The 14,984-nt window shown below is 69.0% G+C and carries 13 protein-coding genes and 1 tRNA gene; 4 read left to right on the top strand and 10 right to left on the bottom strand.

Features of this window, described 5'->3' with window-relative positions:
• Positions 1-5: 5 nt before the first annotated feature.
• Complete coding sequence (locus BW730_RS02915) at positions 6-662, bottom strand: MSMEG_4193 family putative phosphomutase (RefSeq protein WP_077684944.1); 657 nt, start codon at positions 660-662, stop codon at positions 6-8.
• Between the two features lie 77 nt (positions 663-739).
• Here BW730_RS02915 and BW730_RS02910 point away from each other — a divergent pair, with 77 nt between their 5' ends.
• Complete coding sequence (locus BW730_RS02910) at positions 740-1,564, top strand: undecaprenyl-diphosphate phosphatase (protein WP_077684943.1); 825 nt, start codon at positions 740-742, stop codon at positions 1,562-1,564.
• Positions 1,565-1,577: 13 nt separating this feature from the next.
• Positions 1,578-2,555: an aldo/keto reductase gene (locus BW730_RS02905; protein WP_077684942.1), complete on the top strand. Its 978-nt coding sequence runs from the start codon at positions 1,578-1,580 to the stop codon at positions 2,553-2,555.
• On the opposite strand, the gene BW730_RS02900 is transcribed toward BW730_RS02905, so the two are convergent.
• Positions 2,544-2,930, bottom strand: coding sequence for a DUF3224 domain-containing protein (locus BW730_RS02900; RefSeq protein ID WP_077684941.1), 387 nt, complete (start codon positions 2,928-2,930; stop codon positions 2,544-2,546). The two genes, BW730_RS02905 and BW730_RS02900, sit on opposite strands and share 12 nt — an antisense overlap.
• A 138-nt stretch (positions 2,931-3,068) precedes the next feature.
• Between BW730_RS02900 and BW730_RS02895 the strand changes: the two genes are divergently transcribed.
• A tRNA-Leu gene (locus tag BW730_RS02895) sits at positions 3,069-3,153 on the top strand.
• A gap of 126 nt (positions 3,154-3,279) precedes the next feature.
• Here the strand turns inward: BW730_RS02895 and BW730_RS02890 are convergent.
• Complete coding sequence (locus BW730_RS02890; RefSeq protein WP_077684940.1) at positions 3,280-4,674, bottom strand: LssY C-terminal domain-containing protein; 1,395 nt, start codon at positions 4,672-4,674, stop codon at positions 3,280-3,282.
• Positions 4,675-4,826: 152 nt separating this feature from the next.
• Between BW730_RS02890 and BW730_RS02885 the strand changes: the two genes are divergently transcribed.
• The gene (locus BW730_RS02885; RefSeq protein WP_077684939.1) at positions 4,827-5,501 is read left to right on the top strand and encodes a hypothetical protein; all 675 of its coding nucleotides are present in this window, start codon (positions 4,827-4,829) and stop codon (positions 5,499-5,501) included.
• Here the strand turns inward: BW730_RS02885 and BW730_RS02880 are convergent.
• From BW730_RS02880 to BW730_RS02850, 7 genes are all read right to left on the bottom strand, one after another.
• Positions 5,491-5,823 carry an L-rhamnose mutarotase gene (locus BW730_RS02880; RefSeq protein WP_226997184.1) on the bottom strand — a complete coding sequence of 111 codons (333 nt, stop codon included), beginning with the start codon at positions 5,821-5,823 and terminating at the stop codon, positions 5,491-5,493. The genes BW730_RS02885 and BW730_RS02880 overlap by 11 nt on opposite strands.
• Positions 5,824-5,912: 89 nt before the next feature.
• A complete protein-coding gene (rhaS, locus tag BW730_RS02875; protein ID WP_077684937.1) occupies positions 5,913-6,971 on the bottom strand; it encodes a rhamnose ABC transporter substrate-binding protein in 1,059 nt (352 codons plus the stop codon).
• A 25-nt stretch (positions 6,972-6,996) separates the two neighbouring features.
• Entirely contained in the window at positions 6,997-8,040 is a 1,044-nt protein-coding gene (locus BW730_RS02870) for an ABC transporter permease (protein WP_077684936.1), read from the bottom strand.
• Positions 8,037-9,086 (bottom strand): ABC transporter permease, encoded by a 1,050-nt coding sequence (locus tag BW730_RS02865; RefSeq protein ID WP_077684935.1) that lies wholly within the window; start codon positions 9,084-9,086, stop codon positions 8,037-8,039. The genes BW730_RS02870 and BW730_RS02865 overlap by 4 nt, the downstream gene beginning before the upstream one ends.
• Positions 9,083-10,585, bottom strand: coding sequence for a sugar ABC transporter ATP-binding protein (locus tag BW730_RS02860; protein WP_077684934.1), 1,503 nt, complete (start codon positions 10,583-10,585; stop codon positions 9,083-9,085). Before BW730_RS02860 ends, BW730_RS02865 begins: the two co-directional genes overlap by 4 nt.
• 224 nt (positions 10,586-10,809) lie before the next feature.
• Positions 10,810-13,806, bottom strand: a complete 2,997-nt coding sequence (locus tag BW730_RS02855) for an alpha-mannosidase (protein ID WP_077684933.1) — start codon at positions 13,804-13,806, stop codon at positions 10,810-10,812.
• The gene (locus tag BW730_RS02850) at positions 13,799-14,983 is read right to left on the bottom strand and encodes a glycoside hydrolase 5 family protein (protein ID WP_077684932.1); all 1,185 of its coding nucleotides are present in this window, start codon (positions 14,981-14,983) and stop codon (positions 13,799-13,801) included. Before BW730_RS02850 ends, BW730_RS02855 begins: the two co-directional genes overlap by 8 nt.
• Between the last annotated feature and the right edge of the window lies 1 nt (position 14,984).

Here is a 14,984-nt window from a genome sequence, read left to right as displayed (position 1 = left end):
GAAGCCTACGCGGGTTTCGCGACGTCGCCGCCGCCCACCGCTGGCGCGTTGTGGGCGCTCAGCAACTTCGTGAGGTCTCCCCCGGCGTTGACGCAGACCACCAGGGGACGGTCGCCGTGGTACTCGATGATGCTGACGCCTGCCGGGCCGACGTGCAGGCGCTGGAAGTCGTCCAGCCGCATGCCGAACGCGTCGGCGAGAATGGCCTTGATGGGGTCGCCGTGCGAGAACACCACGACGGTGTCGTGCTCGGCGTGCCTGCCTGCCAGGTCCCGCACTGCCGCGGTGGTCCTCGCGAACATCTCCAGCATCGACTCACCGTCGGGGAAGGTGACGCGCGAGGGGGCGACCTGGATGTCTCCCCACACGTCCTCGTCGCGCAGCGCCTCCAACTTGGCGCCCGTCCACGTCCCGTAGTCGCATTCGCTGAGGCCGTCCACGACCGTGGCATCGGGGAAGCCCGCGAGTTCGGCCGTCTCGCGGCAGCGTTGCACCGGGGACGTGAAGGCGGCGGCGACGGGAACGCCCGCGAAGATCGCGGCGAGGGCCTCCGCCTGGGCGCGGCCGACCTCATCGAGCGCGACGCCGGGCGCGCGGCCCGCGAGCACCCCGTCGGCGTTGGCAGTGGAGCGCCCGTGGCGAATCAGGACCACCTTCGTCATGGCGGCAAGCCTAACCCGACCCCACCGGAGCCCGGAGTACAGTTGCGCTGGTTTCGCCAATCGAGAGGAATACCCACATGGACTGGCTGCAGGCCATCGTGCTCGGCATCGTTCAGGGGCTGACGGAGTTCCTCCCGATCTCATCCAGCGCGCACGTCTCGATCGTCGGGCAACTCTTCTTCGAGGGGAAGGACCCGGGTGCCGCGTTCACTGCCGTCACCCAGTTGGGCACCGAGACGGCGGTGCTTGTGTACTTCCGCAAGGACATCTGGCGCATCATCACGCACTGGTTCGGGTCCTTCACCGGAAAGGTCGAGAAGGGTGACCCCGACGCTCGGATGGGGTGGCTCGTGATCATCGGCTCCATCCCGATCGTGCTGCTCGGGTTGCTCTTCCAGGACGCGATCGACTCGACCCTGCGCAACCTGTGGATCACCGTGGCGATGCTCGCGGGCGTGGCGATCGTGCTCGCGCTGGCCGACCGCTACGGGGCGCGCAACACCCGCGAACTGAAGGACCTGTCCTGGCGTGACGGCGTCCTGTTCGGCCTCTTCCAGGCCGCGGCCCTGATCCCCGGCGTCTCGCGCTCCGGAGCCACCATCTCTGGCGGCCTGTTCCTCGGCTACACCCGAGAGGCGGCAACGCGCTACGCGTTCCTGCTCGCGATCCCGGCCGTTTTCGGCTCGGGCCTGTACAAGTTGAAGGACATCGGCGGCGACCCGTCGACGGCGTGGGGGCCGACCATCGTGGCGACCGTGCTGGCGTTCATCGTCGGCTACGCGGTGATCGCCTGGCTGCTGCGCTACATCTCCACCCACAACTTCACGATCTTCGTCGTCTACCGTCTGGTGATCGCGGCCATCGTCGCCGCGCTGATCCTGGCGGGTGTCCTCGTCGCATAGGAGCCCCTCTTTCATGCTGCTTCGACCGCTCGGATCCTCCGGTCTGCAGGTCTCTCGCCTCGGGCTCGGCACGATCTCGTGGGGCCGCGACGTCGAGTGGCCCGCCGCCCGCGACCTGCTGCACGAGTTCGTCTCTGCGGGGGGCAACCTCGTCGACACCTCCCCTGCTTACGGGGCGGGAGTCGCGGAGCGGATGATCGGCAAGGCGCTCGCGGCGGGCCTGCCGAGGGAGTCACTGGCGATCGCCACCAAGGCCGGCTTCGTGGTGCGCGACTCGCGCCGCGTCATCGACACCTCGCGGGGCGCGCTGCTGGATGATCTGGAGGCGTCGCTGAGGCGCCTGAAGACCGACCACGTCGACCTGTGGCAGGTGCACGCCTGGGGGTCGGCCCCGATCGAGGAGACGCTGTCGGCGCTCGACACCGCGGTCGCCCGGGGGATGGCCCGCTACGTAGGCGTGTCGAACTTCGTCGGCTGGCAGACGGCGACGGCGGCCACCTGGCAGGAGGCCGACCGGGCGCGCACTCCCCTCTCGAGCATCCAGGTCGAGTACTCGCTGCTCGCCCGCCGCGCGGAGGTCGAGGTGGTCGGGGCCGCGGCGTTCCACGGCCTGGGCCTGCTGGCGTGGTCGAGCCTCGGCAGGGGCGCGCTCACGGGCAAGTACCAGGGCGGCAGGCTGCCTCGCGACTCGCGGGCCGCGTCAGAGCACTTCGGCTGGTTCCTGGAGCCCTACCTGCAGCCCCGCTCGCAGGCCATCGTCGACGCCGTCGCGCACGCCGCGCAGGGCCTCGGCCTCACCGCCCCGCAGGTGGCGCTGCTGTGGGCGCGCGACGCGCCGCAGGTCGCCTCCGCGCTGGTGGGGCCGCGGAACGTCGACCAGTTGGTCGAACTGTTGGGCACCGAGGGCAAGGAACTGGTCGCGCCGATCGTCTCCGCCCTCGACGACATCTCGGGCGGGCCGAACGCGCTGCGCGCCGCCTCAGTGGTCTGAGGACATCTCAAGCAGGATCGAATGCTCGCCCGTTCCCTCGTCGACGGTGAGGTTCAGCACGCCGATCGCGCCCTCGAGTTCGCCGGTGCCCGAGCCGGGGACGATGATGTAGCGGAGGCCCTGGTTGCCGCCGTCCATGGTCCCGAGTTGCTGGAAGGCGAGGGTGCCTAACTTCCCGTCGACCGTGCCCTCGAAGACCTCCATGCAGACGTAGCCTGCGGTTCCCGAGGCCGGGTCGCCTGCCGACAGCATCAGCCCGACGCTCCTGCCCTGCATGTCGCCCTCCCAGACCTTCTGGAAGTCGAAGCGCCCCACCCCGGGCAGCAGCGGGGTCTCGTTGGGGGTGATCTCGATCTCGAACGTTGCGCGGGTCATGGGGTCCTCCTGACGTCGGTGCACCCAGCCTAAACGGGGAGGACGCCGCCGCGGGGCGATCGACGGCTGGCCGATTTGCGTTCCCCACCTGGATGCCTGCTAAAGTTGCGTGTCGCACTCCCCCAGGGGAGTCCACTCGTCCGGGTGGCGGAATAGGTAGACGCGCTAGCTTGAGGTGCTAGTGCCCGTATAGGGCGTGGAAGTTCAAGTCTTCTCTCGGACACAACGGAACAGCCCCGTCTGACAAGGTCAGGCGGGGCTTCTTGCATCGTCGTCTGGGCCTCTTCCCGAGCCTCGCAGCGTGAATGGCCACAGGGCCGAGCCGGCGATGAGCAGGTGTCCGGCGCTTTCAGGAGCTCACGTCGGCGTTGACGGCACCGACGCCCGGCTTCTTGCGCTCGTCGACCCAGGCGCGCGCCGCTGACCCACTCACCATCAGCAGCGTCATCACCGACAGCGCGACGCCTGCGAGCATCACGATCCGCATCGCGCCGTGCGGCACCGTCTCCAGCAACGACGAGACGGCGTCCAAGCTCAGGGTGACCATGAACAGGGTCCTCGCCCAGCGTCTGCGCGCCAGCGTGAGCAGCCAGAGCGTCAGGTACAGCAGCGGAAAGGAGACGAAGGTGGCGCATGCCACGATCACCATCCAGGTCTCCCCCATCTCCGCACGGACGATCCGGACGACAAGCGGAAGCAGCAGCACCGTCTGGACGGAGCGGAGCAGCACGAGAAGCCCCGCGAACAGCAGCCCTGCGGGCGGGATGTGGTGCTTCGTGATCGCGGCGGCGTCCGAGACCGGCACGGGCAACGGGCCCGGTGAGCGTTGCGCGGCGCCGTTCGCGTCGACGATCGGCAGGTTGCCGTCGGTGCGGATCGAGTCGCCCCCACCGTTTCGGCTGTGATAGGCGATCGAGAAGCCGTCGATGATGTGCAGCCCCACCGCAGGGTCGGCGTAGCGCACGGTGTCGACAATGTAGTCGCGCTCCGCATCGGTGTCCGGGTCGATCTTGTGCGTCACCTGGCCGGTGAACAGCGACAACCCGACGCGACGGTCGTAGGTTCCGGCGGCCACCCACCCGACCTGGACGCCGCCGGGCAGCAGCCAGCCGTCCGGCACCTTCCAGAAGCGCACGTGGTGACGCTTCGACGCGTCCCCGCCCACCTCCTGCTGGTAGGCGAAATCCTGCCTTCGCCTGAAGAGCATCAGGTCGGAGACCGGCGCCTCCTTGTAGGTGCGTCGGAAGACGGTGGAGGCGATCATCTTGAAGGACGAGGCGATCGTGATCTCGTCGGCAAGGCTCCACCCCGCGGCTCGCATGGCGGCGTGCAGGTCCGCCTCGGTGCCGTCGAAGGCGAGGTTGACGGGGTCGCCGAGCAGCCCGTCGCCGGTGCGGGTCCTGCCAATGAAGTAGTCCGGGACGTAGAGGTTCGTGAAGACCTGGTGCAGCCGCGGCAGCAGCAGGTAGGCCACCACCGCGTAGAACCCGAGGATCGGCACGAAGCTGACCCAGCTGAGCTGGAAGCTGGCGATCAGAAGCCGGACGGAGAGCCACCCGACGCAGACGAGCGCGATGAGGATGAACACCGCGTCGAACACGTCGCTGACCCGACGTCTGGTCGGCGGGATCGCGGCCTTCGGGACGGTGCGGTAGACGGGCGGCTCGGCGCCTGCGTCGACGGGGAGGGCCTCGCGTGGCGTCCCCTCCTGAGTCGGCGCGACTAGTTCGGTCGGCTCGTGCACACCACGAGATTAGCCGAGCGGTCGCCACATTCAGGGGTGGCAGCCACTCAAAGCACCGCCGATCCAACGGCTTGCGGGGGCCCGGTTATGACGCTGCCCGCCGTTAGGGTGTGCACAAAGACCTGGATGGGGGCGCTATGAGAACACGGTGGATGTCTGCGGCATTGCTCGCCGCGGTGCTCGTCCTGGCGGGCTGCGGGTCAGCGGCCAGCCCCGTCAAGACTGGTGGGCTCACCGGGTTGCCTGCATCGCAGGCCCCCTCACCGGAGGCCGAGCCGTCCGCGCAGGAAGAGCCGATCGCCGGGCCGACCCAGCAGGCGACGCAGGTCGCCCCGGAGTCCCCGACCTCGCAGCCGGCGGCCACCCCTGTCCAGGAACAGCCGGCAACGAAGCCCCCGCAGGAGCAGCCGCAGTCGGGCTGCCCCAACGGCATCGCGCTGCCCGACGGCGTCGACCCGTCGGCCTGCCTCCCGGTGACCGGCGCGACGGTCCCGTTCCCCGGGGAGGCCTTCAAGACGCCCTCGGGCAACGCGGGCTGCGACCTGTGGGAAGGCCAACTGACCTGCACCGCCATGGAGACGGTGATGGCCGACGAGATAAAGGACGGCTACACCCGTTGCGACGGCTACACGCTTGGCGACGCCGCCGAGGTCTACTGCCACGGCGACGCGCCGATGTGGATGAGCACCTCGGCGACGCTGCAGTACGGCCAGGTCACGCTCATCGACGACCGGGCGTGCACCGTCAGCGAGTCGGGCCTGACGTGCTGGAACACCGTGACGGGGCACGGTTTCCTGCTGTCGCGGACCCGCTACCTCAACTGGTGAGGCCCTCCCCCGCGGCAGCGAGTTGGGTCTCGAGGTGGAACACCTCGGGCATGAACGTCCACGACTCGTCCGGCGCCCCCTCGATGCCGAACAGGGCGGCCATCTCGGCCTGCCACCTCCGGTTGACCTCGGTGGCTGCGACCCTCGCCTGGGCGGCGTCCAGGTCGTCCGACTCGACGTAGCCGATCAGTAGCCCGTCGTCGGCCAGGTGCAGCGAGTAGTTGTTCCAGCCCGCGTCCTTGAGCGCCCGCAGCAGTTCCGGCCACACGGCGGCGTGCGCCGTGCGGTACGCGTCGAGGTTCTCGGGGGCGACCCTCCCGATGAAGCAGTAACGGTTGATGATGCCCTTCCCTCCATGCGGGACGGGGAGGGCGGCAGCGCCACCCTCCCCGTCGATCCGATGCGATCCGATCAGAAGTCGAAGTCGTCGATGTTGTCAGCGTTGAAGCGGTACGGGTCGCCAAGCAGGACGACGCTGTCGGCGCCGACCGTGAACTTGCCGAGCTTGCCCGCCTCGAACGAGTCGCCCTCAGCGCCCTTGATGGTGCCGTCGATCAGGTTCTTGGCTGCGAAGGCGCTCAGGTAGCCGAGGTCCTCGGGGTTCCACAGCGCGAACTCCTTGACGGTGCCGTCCTTGACGTACTCGCGCATCTGGTTGGGGGTGCCGAGGCCGGTGATGGCGACCTTGCCCTTCGCAGAAGAGGTCGACAGGTAACGGGCGGCGGCCGCGATGCCGACGGTGGTCGGCGACACGATGCCCTTGAGCTCCGGGTAGGTCTGGATCAGGGCGGCGGTCTTGTCGAACGAGGTCTGGTCGTCGTCGTCTCCGTAGACGACCTCAACCATCTTGATGTTCGGGTGGTTGTCGGCCAGGTCCTTCTTCATGAGGTCGATCCAGGCGTTCTGGTTGGTCGCGTTGGCCGACGCCGAGAGGATGGCGATCTCGCCCGCGTCGCCGATCTGCTCGGCGATCATGTCGACCTGCACCTTGGCGATGCCCGCGGCGTCGGCCTGGCTGACGAACAGGTCGCGGCACTCGGGGTTGGTGTCAGAGTCGAAGGTGACGACCTTGGTGCCGGCGTCGCGCGCCTCGTTGAGGGCGTCGCAGATGGCCTGCGGGTCGTTGGCGGACACGACGATGGCGCCGACCTGCTGCTGGGTCAGGGTGTTGATGTAGCTGACCTGAGCGTCAGGGGTCGCCGACGCGGGGCCGACCTCGGCGAAGGTGCCCTTGAACTCCTCGACGGCGGCCTTGCCGCCCTTGCTCGAGGTGTCGAAGTAGGGGTTGCCGAGGTTCTTGGGCAGGAACGTGATCGACAGGTCGCCCGAGGCCTCGCCTCCGCCACCGCCGCCGGTGGCCGCGGGAGAGTCGGTGGGGTTGGCCGGGGTGGTTCCGCCGCAGGCGGTGAGGCCGAGGCTGATCGCGGCGGCTGCCGCGATGAGCTTGCCGCTGAGGGACATGAGCTTCATTGATTCTTCCCTTGTGTTGGAGTGATCAGCCGACGGTCGCCGGCTGGGGAGTGGATGAGGTTCTGTTGAGTCGTTTGGTTCGGCGCGCCTGCACCCAGTCGATGAGGGAGCTCGCGACGACGGAGACCACCAGCAGCACGCCGGTGATGATGTTGATGACGTCTGCGGTGACGTTGGCAAGCCGCAGCGCGCTGGAGAGCGCACCGATCAGCAGGACGCCCGCGATGACGCCGTGCAGGGCGCCCCTGCCGCCGAAGACGGAGACCCCGCCGAGCACCACGGCCGCGATGACCTGGAGTTCGAGGCCCGTCGCGTTGTCGCCGCGGGCGGAGCCGTAGCGCAGCGTGTAGTAGATCCCGCCGAGGGCGGCGATGACGCCGCTGATGATGAACAGGATCAGCCGGGTGCGGGCGACGTTGACGCCGTAGAAGGCGGCGGCGTCCTTGCTGCGTCCGATGGCGTAGACGCCGCGACCGAACGAGCTGAAGTGCAGCATCAGCGCGAAGGCGATCAGCAGCACCACGAACAGGATCATCACCATGGGGATCGGGGTGCCGGGGATCTTGGCCTTCGCCAGCGACGTCCATTCCTTCGGGAACTTGGTCACGGCGGTGGTGCCGAGCAGGCCGACGGCGATGCCGCGGAACAGCGCCATGGTGCCGATGGTGACGGCGAGCGCTGGCAGCCCGATCCTGGTCACGAGCAGGCCGTTGAGCGCGCCGCCCAACGCCCCGACCGCGAGGGCGGCGATGATCGCGACGGGGATCGACCAGCCCGCCTGGAAGAGGACGCCGAACACCACGGAGCTCAGCCCGACCATCGAGCCGACCGACAGGTCGATGTCGCCGGTGATCATGATGGGCGTCATGGCGAGCGCGATCATCAGGATGGTGGCCACGTCGAGCAGCAGGTAGGTCAACGTCGCGGGGGTAGCGAACTTCGGCACCGCGATCGACGCGTAGGCAAGCACCGCGATCAGCAGCACGATGATCGCCGACTCGCGGTTGACCAGCCAGCGGCGCCACAGCGGGTGGCCGTAGTCCTGGTAGGTGCGTTCCAGGCTCATCATCGGTCTCGCTTCTCGATCAGGCGGCGGTGTTCGCGCTTGGCCAGCACCCGGTCGAGCACGATCGCTCCGAGGATGAGGGCGCCGACGACGGCCCGCTGCCAGAAGTCGGGGATGCCGAGCACGGGGAGCGCCCGGTTGATGGTGACGAGCAGGAAGGCGCCCAGGGCCGCGCCGATCACGGTGCCTGTGCCTCCGGTGATCGCGACGCCGCCGATCACGGCCGCGCCGACCGCCTCGAGTTCGAAGCCGTCGCCCGCCTGCGAGTTGATGGTGCCGTAGCGGGCGGCGAACAGGACGCCAGCGAGGCCCGCCATCATGCCGGAGAAGACGAAGGCGGCGAGCACCCGCTTGGTCTTGTCCAGGCCGTACAGTTCGGCGGCCGCCGGGTCGGAGCCGATGGCGTAGAACTCGCGCCCGCCGCGGGTGTTGTGCATGTACCAGGCAACGATCGCCAGCGCGACGAGCGCGATGATCGTCAGGACGGGGATGCCGAGGACCTGCTGGGTGCCGAGCCTCAGGAACCCGCTCGGCAGGTCGGAGGCGTTGATCCGGTTGGATCCGGTCCACCAGACGTTGATGCCGCGGAACGCGTAGAGCGTGCCGAGCGTGATCACCATGGCGGGCACCCTCCCGAACGCCACGAGGGCGCCGTTGAGGAAGCCGAGCGCTGCGCCGAAGGCGCAACCGATCAGGAACATCAGCGGGACGGGGATGGTGGGGAACGCGACGAACAGCGTCCCGACGAAGTACGCGGTGAGGCCCAGGACCGAGCCGACGGACAGGTCGACGTTGCGCGTGATGATGACAACGGCCTGGCCGAGCACGACGACGAGCAGGATCGACGGGGTCACGAGCAGGTCGCGGAAGCCGTCACCGCTGACCAGGAACGCGGGGTTCTTCAGCGTCGTGATGGCCACGATCAGGATCAGCACGAGCGCGACGCCGGTCTCGCGGGACTTCAGAAGTCGCAGCAGCGCTGCCGCGGGACCGCGTCGCGGCCCTCTCGATGGGGTGGCCTCGCGTGGCTCCTCCAGCGTGGTCGTCATGCGGCCTCCTCGGCCTGGGTCGCGGCCCGCATCACGGACTCCGGGTCGGCCTCGGCGCGGTCAAGGGCGGCCGTGAGCCGCCCCTCACGCATCACGAGCACGCGGTCGGCCATGCCGAGCACCTCGGGAAGCTCCGAGGAGATCATCAGGATCGCCATGCCGCCGCAGGCCAGTTCGGACATCATGCGGTGCACCTCGGACTTGGTGCCGACGTCGATGCCGCGGGTCGGCTCGTCGATGATGAGCACCTTCGGGTCGGTCGCGAGCCACTTGGCAAGGACCACCTTCTGCTGGTTTCCTCCCGAGAGGGTCCCCGCGACGGCGTCCAGCGCCGACGTCTTGACCTCAAGCTTGCGCGCCCATTGCCTCGCGGCGACGTTCTCCCGGGCGCCCGTGATGAGCCCGAACCGAACGAGGCGCTGCCGGATGGCGTCGGTGAGGTTGGTCCGCACGGGGGCGTCCACGACGAGGCCCTGCTTGCGGCGGTCCTCGGGGACCAGCGCGACGCCGAGCGCCATCGCGGCCCCGGGGTTGTTTGGCTTGACGAGGGCGCCGCCCACGGTGACGCTCCCCTCCGTGTACGCGTCGATGCCGAACACGGCACGGGCCACCTCGGAGCGACCCGCCCCGACGAGTCCCGCGAGGGCGACGATCTCGCCCGCCCGGACGTCGAAGGTGATGTCGCTGAAGACGCCGGGGCGGGTCAGCCCCTTGACGCTGAGCACGGGTTCACCGATGGTGGCCTCGAGCTTCGGGAACAGTTCGTTGACGTCCCGGCCCACCATCATCTTGACGATCTGCCCGGTCGTGGTGTCGGCCGTCGGCATGGTCGAGATGTAGGCGCCGTCGCGCATCACGGTGATCGTGTCGCACAGGTCGAAGACCTCGTCGAAGCGGTGCGAGATGAACATCAGCGCCCTGCCCTCGTCGCGCAGCGACCTGGCGACCGCGAAGAGCCGGTCGACCTCGACGCCCGACAGTGCCGCGGTGGGCTCGTCCATGACGAGGACCTTCGCGTCGAGCGAGATGGCCTTGGCGATCTCGATGATCTGCTGGTCGGCGATCGACAGGCCGTCCGCCGGGCGGTCCGGGTCGAGTTGGACGCCGAGCCTGCGCATCAGGCCCTCGACCTCGGCCCGCATCGCGGGGCGGTCGATCATGCCCATGCCCTTGGTGAGTTGACGCCCCATGAAGACGTTCTCGGTCACGGACAGGTCGGGGAAGAGGGTCGGCTCCTGGTAGATGACGGCGATGCCGGCGGCCTTGGAGTCGGCGGTCGACCTGAAGTTGACCGGTCGGCCCTCCAGTTCGAAGTCGCCCGTGTCGCGGTGGTAGAGGCCCGCGATGATCTTGACAAGGGTGGACTTGCCCGCGCCGTTCTCGCCGACCAACGCGTGGATCGAACCGGGGTACAAGTCGAGTTCGCCGTCGCGGAGTGCGACGACGGCTCCGAACCTCTTGCTGACACCCTTCAGCGTCAACGTCGGCTCATCTGCCATTCCCAACCTCCTCGTCGGGTCTCTGGCTCTGCCTCGAGCCGTGGATGAGAGAACCTTACGCACCGCAATTGAAACGTGTCAATTGCGTGGGGTAACAATCGGATCACGCTTGCCAGGGCGCCTCCGGCCAGATGGCGCGTTCCCCGCACAAGCGAACCACCGGGGCGTCGGCACCTACTCAGGTGTCGACGCCCCGGCGGGTCGTCAGGCTCGGTGGCGGCCGGTCAGCGGCGCACCCTCAGGGTCGCGACCTCGAAGGGACGCATCGTCAGCGCGACCGCTCCGTCCTCGAGGGCCAGGTCGCCGAGGTCGCCCCGCTCGATCAGGTCGGTCGCCGACACGCGAACCGTACCGGGGACCTCGAGCGCGATCCGGGTCTCGGCGCGGCCGCCGCGCGACTCGTAGAGTCGCACGATCAGATCGCCCGAGCGGTCGTCGGCCAGCTTGATGGCGCTGACGATCACCGCGGGGTTGCTGGACGTTGCGATCGGGGCGACCGACTCGCCCGAGGCGGCGCGACCCGGGTGCTCGAAGGCCCAGCCTGCCGTCGTGGCGTCGGCCACGTCGGCGCCGACCAGGACGCCGAGCCGCAGTCGGTGCGTGCCACGGTCCGCGCGCGGGTCCGGGAACTTCGGCGCGCGCAGCAGCGAGAACCGCGCCAGGTTCCCGACGCCGTGCTCACCGTGTACCCGAGTCACGTCGAAACCGTGGCTCGACTCGTTGAGGAAGGCGACGCCGAAGCCGGGCTCCTGCACCAGGAACCAGCGCTGGGCGTGCGTCTCGAAGCGGGCCGCCTCCCACGAGGTGTTGGTGTGGTTGGCGCGGTGCTGGTACCCGAACTGGGTCTCGGCGAGCACCTCGTCTGCGAACACGTCGACGGGGAACGCCAGCTTCAGGAACTTCTCGTCCTCCTGCCAGTCGACCTCGCAGTCGATCGTCAGCAACCGGCCCGTCGCGTCGAGGGCGAGCCGCTGCACGATGCTGGAGGCGCCGAAGGTGCGGCGCACCACGACGCTCGCACCGTCGAGCGAGACCTCTGCCGGGCCGTCGAGGTCCTCGCGCATGTCGAGGTAGTGCGCGTCGACGTCCCACGCGTCCCACATGTTCGGGAAGTCCTGGTGAAGCTGCAGCAGGTTGCCGCGCTCCCCCTCGACGATCGCCTCGCGGCCGGTGCGCAGGTCGACGAGCGAGACGACGTGCCCCGCCCCGTCGATCTCGACGCGAGCCAGGTCGCTCGACAGCACGAAGGTCTCGCCGTCAGCCTTGGCCTCCGACGCCACGGCGGCGCCGGCGTCGGCGACCGACGCGGCGGCAACCGACAGCTCGGCGACCGGTGCGGCATTGACCACGAGCGGACCCTCCCCCAGCGTCACGCCGAGAGCGGCGAGCGCCTCGGAGACGATGCCCTCAAGCCTCTCGGCGATCCTGGCGTAGCTCTCCTCCGCCTCGCGGTGCACCCAGGCGATCGAGGTGCCGGGCAGGATGTCGTGGAACTGCAGCAGCAGGACCTCGCGCCACAACTCGTCCAGCTCGTCGTACGGGTAGTCGAAGCCGGCCCTGGTCGCGGCGACCGAGGCCCACAGCTCGGCCTCAAGCAGCAGCCGCTGGCTCTGCCTGTTGCCCTGCTTGGTGTGGTGCTGCGTCGTGAAGGTGGCCCGGTGCAGCTCGAGGTAGAGCTCGCCGCGCCACACGTCGGGCGAGGGAAGCTCGGCCATGGCCCGCTCGAAGAAGTCGTTCGGGGACTCCAGGACAACCTGGGGGCTGCCCTCAAGGTCGGCCATCCGCTTGGCACGGGCGAGCATCTCGCGAGTGGTGCCTCCGCCGCCGTCGCCCCAGCCCGTCGGTGCGAGCGAGGACTTGGCGACGGACTTCTCCTTGAACTGGCGCGCCGCGCGAGCGACCTCCTCGCCGCTCAACTGGGAGTTGTAGGTGTCCATGGGCGGGAAGTGCGTGAAGACACGGGTGCCGTCGATGCCCTCCCACCAGAACGTGTGGTGCGGGAACCGGTTGACCTGGTTCCAGGAGATCTTCTGGGTCAGGAACCACTCGAATCCCGAGCCGACGAGCAACTGCGGCAGCGCGCCGGTGTAGCCGAAGCTGTCGGGAAGCCAGGCGCCCTTGCATTCGACGCCGAACTCGTCGCGGAAGAAGCGCTGGCCGTGGCTGATCTGGCGGATGAAGCTCTCTCCGGAGGGAAGCACCGCGTCCGGCTCGATCCACATGCCGCCGATCGGCACGAAGCGACCGTCGGCGACGGCCTGCTTGACCCGGGCGAACACCTCGGGGCGCTCGCGCTTGAGCCAGTCGTACTGCTGCGCGCTGGACATCGCGTAAACGAAGTCCTCGTCCTCCTCGAGCAGCGTGACCATCGACGAACTCGTGCGCGCCACCTTGCGGACCGTCTCACGCAGCGGCCACAGCCACGCGGAGTCGATGTGGGCGTGGCCGACGGCGGTCAGCCGGTGCGCGCTCGGCTCCGCCGGGCTGGCGAGCACGTCACGCAGTTCGGCGCGGCCTGCCGCGGCGGTGCCCGCGACGTCCTGCAGGTTGACCCGGTTCAGGCTCCTGTCGAGCGCCCGCAGGATCTGGGCGCGGCGCGCCGACTCCTCGGGGAGCTGCTCGGCCAACTGGACGAGCACCTCGACGTCGTGGACAAGTTCGAAGACCTCGCCCTCGAAGACGCACACGTCGACGCGCCGGATCCGGTAGAGCTCGTCCTGGCTCGCGGTGAGCACGTCACCCTGTTCGGTCGGCAGGAACGGGTGGTAGTCGAGCAGCACGGGGTTGGAGGCGGCCTCGATGAAGTACTCGAGGCGCTCTCCACCGTCGGCGTCCTTCGACACGGGGATCCACTGCGCCCTCGGGTTCAGCGATCGCACGGGCGTGCCGTCTGCCAGGTAGACAAGGCCCTCGCACTGGAAGCCGGGCATGTTGATGTCGAAGCCGAGGTCGGCCACGATCTCGACGCGGCGGCCAGCGAACGCCTCAGGCACCTCGCCGTCGATGCGGAACCAGGTGGTGTCCCAGGCGCGGCCCCAGCGCTGCCCGACCTCAGTCGGAGCGTACTCTGCCGCGAGGCCCTCGCTGACGGGGATCGGCTCGCCGTCGACGACGTGCCTGGCGATCGTCAGGGGGTGGGGATACGAGTAGACGGCGGGCCGGAGCCGTTCGTCGAGGACGCGCTTGACGCGGCCGATCGTGAGTGCCTGATTCTCATGCATGTGCGAGTCCTCCCAGCCCGACGCGATCGCCGACGAGCGTGATGCGCGGATGCCCGAACCTTCGGGCGGTGGTCATGTAGTCACTCCAGAAGCTACCGCCCGGGGCGAGCGCCGCGCGCCCTCCGTCACCGGCGAGATCGAGTTCGAGCGCCGCGGCGCCCCGATCGACGGGGGCCGAGGCCGCTTCCGCGACCGCCTCGGCGACGATCCGGCCCTCCCGCTTGATGCGGCCCGACTCGTCGATGAGGCCGAGGTCGTACTCCAGTTCCGGGTAGTCGCCGAGACCCCGGGCGACATCGTGCGAGCACCACCAGGTGATGCCGCTCAACCCGGCTCCCGCCGCCTGGGCTACCGTCTCGCGGATGAACGGCTCGACGGAGGCCTCGGGCAGCACGTTGCGCGGCGCGCCGATCTCCTGCAGCCAGATCGGCCGCTCGGGGTCGACCTGGAAGGCGCGGGCCACCTCGACCATGTACCTGGCGTGCGCGCGCGTCTCGAAGGAGTCGGGGCCGAAGCGCTGGGCTGTGCCGTTGAAGACCCAGGCGTGCACGGCCGTGATGTCGCCCCACCTGGCGACGTGTTCAAGCGTGAACGGCTGCGCGTCGTCGTACCAGGACGCGTCGTAGCACGAGTGCAGGACGTCCTTGCCCGGGGCGCCCTCGCGCAGCGCCGACAGCATCGTGTCGAGCCACAAGGTGATGTCGCGCGGGGTCGCCGGGTGCGGCTCGGGGTGGACCGCCCCTGTGAACTGGTTGACCTCGTTGCCGATCGTCAGCGCGAACACGTTGTCGTGCCCGGCACACGCCTTCGCGAGGTCGCGCAGGTAGCGGTGCGTCGCCTCCATGGCGAAGGCGTCCGTGAACATGTTCCTGCGGTGCCACGTCAACAGCCACGACGGCAGGAAGTCGAAGCTCGACAGATGCCCCTGCAGCCCGTCAACGGCGACGCCGAGGCCCCGCTCGGCGGCGATCGCGATGGTCTCCTCGAGCCTGCGCAGCGCCACGGGGCTGACGTACGTCGGGTTGGGCTGGAACACCGGCCACAGCGGGAAGACCCGCACATGATCGGCACCCAGTTCCTTGATGGTGTCGAAATCGCGCGCGACCTCGCTCGGGTCGTAGTCGACCCAATGGTGGAACCAGCCGACTCGCGGGGTGTAGTTGACTCCGAATTTCATG

The sequence above is a fragment of the Tessaracoccus aquimaris genome, from assembly GCF_001997345.1.
GTDB classification, from domain to species: Bacteria; Actinomycetota; Actinomycetes; order Propionibacteriales; family Propionibacteriaceae; genus Arachnia; species Arachnia aquimaris.
This window is presented reverse-complemented; position numbering and strand designations above follow the sequence as displayed.

Coding starts and splice junctions, on each gene's coding strand:
- BW730_RS02900 (WP_077684941.1), bottom strand. CDS start 2,930: ATGACCCGCGCAACGTTCGAGATCGAGATCACCCCCAACGAGACCCCG.
- rhaS (WP_077684937.1), bottom strand. CDS start 6,971: ATGAAGCTCATGTCCCTCAGCGGCAAGCTCATCGCGGCAGCCGCCGCG.
- BW730_RS02870 (WP_077684936.1), bottom strand. CDS start 8,040: ATGATGAGCCTGGAACGCACCTACCAGGACTACGGCCACCCGCTGTGG.
- BW730_RS02905 (WP_077684942.1), top strand. CDS start 1,578: ATGCTGCTTCGACCGCTCGGATCCTCCGGTCTGCAGGTCTCTCGCCTC.
- BW730_RS02860 (WP_077684934.1), bottom strand. CDS start 10,585: ATGGCAGATGAGCCGACGTTGACGCTGAAGGGTGTCAGCAAGAGGTTC.
- BW730_RS02850 (WP_077684932.1), bottom strand. CDS start 14,983: ATGAAATTCGGAGTCAACTACACCCCGCGAGTCGGCTGGTTCCACCAT.
- BW730_RS02915 (WP_077684944.1), bottom strand. CDS start 662: ATGACGAAGGTGGTCCTGATTCGCCACGGGCGCTCCACTGCCAACGCC.
- BW730_RS02855 (WP_077684933.1), bottom strand. CDS start 13,806: ATGCATGAGAATCAGGCACTCACGATCGGCCGCGTCAAGCGCGTCCTC.
- BW730_RS02910 (WP_077684943.1), top strand. CDS start 740: ATGGACTGGCTGCAGGCCATCGTGCTCGGCATCGTTCAGGGGCTGACG.
- BW730_RS02865 (WP_077684935.1), bottom strand. CDS start 9,086: ATGACGACCACGCTGGAGGAGCCACGCGAGGCCACCCCATCGAGAGGG.
- BW730_RS02885 (WP_077684939.1), top strand. CDS start 4,827: ATGTCTGCGGCATTGCTCGCCGCGGTGCTCGTCCTGGCGGGCTGCGGG.